The sequence below is a fragment of the Dysgonomonas sp. ZJ279 genome (assembly GCF_011039205.1).
GTDB lineage: Bacteria > Bacteroidota > Bacteroidia > Bacteroidales > Dysgonomonadaceae > Dysgonomonas.
The window spans coordinates 1-2632 of sequence record NZ_JAAKEL010000050.1 but is presented as its reverse complement, the minus strand read 5'-3'; the positions used below and the strand labels follow the sequence as shown (position 1 = coordinate 2632).

Below are 2632 nucleotides of genomic sequence, written 5' to 3'. Positions count from 1 at the left end.
TGTATAATATAATTGAAAAGTAGTCCACTTAGTAATTGAAAAGTATACCACTAAGTGTCTCGGATGAGATTGGCTAAAGATATTTATTCTTCATCAGGTTGTAACATTTTTTTAGTTTCTTTAACTCTGTACGACTGTCCATTCATGTTGATAAGGTATGCTTTATGGGTTAGCCTGTCTACCATAGCCGCCACGAGTACTTTATCCTTTACTATTTCGCCCCACCTGTCAAAAGCGAGATTTGTAGTAATGATTGTTGATTTCTTTCCTGCTCTCAGGGATAGGTGGTTAAAGAGTAATTCGCCTCCTTCTTTGTCACACGATACATATCCAAACTCGTCACAGATGACCATATCATAGTTTTGGAAGCGTAATTCAAGCAGTCTGAGACTCTTTTGCGACCTACATTCCCTGATTTGCGTAAGCAGCCTGGGAACAGAAGTAAAAAAGACAGTATAGCCCTCCAGACAGGCTTTAATACCCAGTCCAATTGACATATGTGTTTTACCGGTTCCGGGATTACCGCAAAATACGATATTGCGTCCTTCCTTAATAAATTGTAAGGTTTCCAACTCAGGCAGTGCTGTTTGTGCATCTTTAGGCAGCTCTTGCCTTACCAGTTCCTGAAGGTACTTTAGTTCGGGGAATCCGGCTATCCTGATACGCTGTTTACGGCGAGCCTCGATACGCATGTCCATTTCCTTGGTTAACAGTTGACATATCAATGCCCGGTACGACCAGTTCTCATCAGTTGCCTGAGTAATAAAGTCATCGAGCTCATCCCGCAGGACAGTTAGCTTAAGCTCTTTGGCATAGTTAAAAACTTTTTCTTTTTCGTTCAGATTTTCCATTTGCATACTGTTTATATTAAATACTTCCTGTCTCATAACTGATTATTAGTTTTTGGTAATGATTTTTATATTGTTTTCTGTGTCCATGATGCGTGAGAGATCCATCAATATCTTCATGGCTCCCTCTTCGATCAGAGCAGATCCATTTTTATGGCTGTCATCCAAATAGAGAGGTTCATTCGATATTCCTTGCGGTTCGTTATTGGCATACATCATGGCCTTGATCTGGTCTGCCGATATACTTCTCAGGCCTCGTTCCTTCAATGAACTGTACGCTTCTATTATATCATTATCGCTAAAATTGTTATCCCTGGCATACTGTAAAAGGAAGACAAAATCCCTGGCCTTGTCTGTAAAATGTTTATTGAACAAAGCCTGTATTTTTACCGGCATTTGTTTTAATGCCAGAGACGTGTTTAATGCTCCCGGTTTTCGCAACAGGGTATTTAGATAATGCTCCAGTTTGATGGACCACCCTTTCTCTCTGGAGTAAATCCGTTCATGTACGGCTACTTTGTCATTGCCAAAAAGGACAACCAGTTTCTCGGAGTACATCTTAACGGTAACCATTTTGCCTACCAGTGTATCGGGAACCGAGTAGTGGGAGCAGTTCATACAGATGGTGGACCACTTGTCTACCTTGTACTCAGCCATCTGGAAGCATCCCATCTCATTGGTAAAAGGTTTTAATGCAGCAAGGTCTGCTGCCAGTTCCTCCACTTTATTGATAGTCGAGGGGCTGCCACTGCGCGAGTTAATCTTCTCACATATACTCAGTAAGTGGCATTGAGCATCTGCCAGAGAGGTATAATGAAGATTAAAACTGAAAGCTTTACGCCTGACATACTCTACTGAACGCTCTACATGCCCTTTTTCCCAGCCGGCACGGGCATTACAGAAGCGGTAATGGTAACGGTAGAAGTTACTCATGCGAAGCAGGGTTTGTGTAGGTTCTTTCTCTTGTCCTGCAAACTTTCTGATGGCCACACGCATATTGTCATAAACCATAATGCAGGGGACACCTTTTACTTGGGCGAAGAAGTTACGATGAGACTCCATGAAGGCTAACTGGTCCTGGTGATGGAACAGCCAGGCATAACGCCCGTTACTATGGCTCAGGGTAAAGACGGCCAGTTGAAGACGGTGAAGTTTGCCTTTTAAGTAAAGCTTGACTTCACCCCAGTCAAACTCACAGGATTCTCCCGGTGGGTAATAGCCACGGATAAAAGTATCCCGGGATTTATCCTCTTTCCCCGCGGTGGCAACAGAAGCGATGTACTTACAAACCGCTGTGTAGCTGACCTGGAAACCTTTGTCTATTAACAGTTCGTAGATGTCTTTACCCCGCATGCACTGTTTCTTCAGCCCCATAGCACGCTTACGGGTGTTCTTGTCTAAACAATCGTCTATTAAATCTTTCAGGCTACCGGTAATAACACGGCGAGCTCGTTTGGAACTATCATAGCGTGATTGAATAGTTAGTATCGATTCCAGAGAGGCTTCCGGATCCGCACAGGATAAAGATGCTTCATACTCACAAATGATTTTATGAACGGTCTTACGGCTGATATCCAATTCTCTGGCTATAGCCCGTTTACTGTACCCCACCGTACGGTACATATGTATAATTGTTTGTTTTTCCACCATTGTTATCATTTTACCCTCTGTGTTAGTGTTTCATACACAAAGGAATTTATAATGTTAATATTTGTTAGTAAAATGCAGGGCTTTATTAGAAGCTCTAGCGGATTTTACTTAACCGGTGGTATACTTTTCAATTA

At 42.3% G+C, this 2632-nt stretch carries 2 protein-coding genes; both read right to left on the bottom strand.

Annotated elements, in window-relative coordinates; genetic code table 11:
* Positions 1 to 83: 83 nt before the first annotated feature.
* On the bottom strand, positions 84 to 887 hold the full coding sequence (gene istB / locus G7Y57_RS17775; RefSeq protein WP_304487075.1) for an IS21-like element helper ATPase IstB: 804 nt from the start codon (positions 885 to 887) through the stop codon (positions 84 to 86).
* Between the two features lie 9 nt (positions 888 to 896).
* Positions 897 to 2498, bottom strand: a complete 1602-nt coding sequence (gene istA, locus G7Y57_RS17770; protein WP_255491510.1) for an IS21 family transposase — start codon at positions 2496 to 2498, stop codon at positions 897 to 899.
* Between the last annotated feature and the right edge of the window lie 134 nt (positions 2499 to 2632).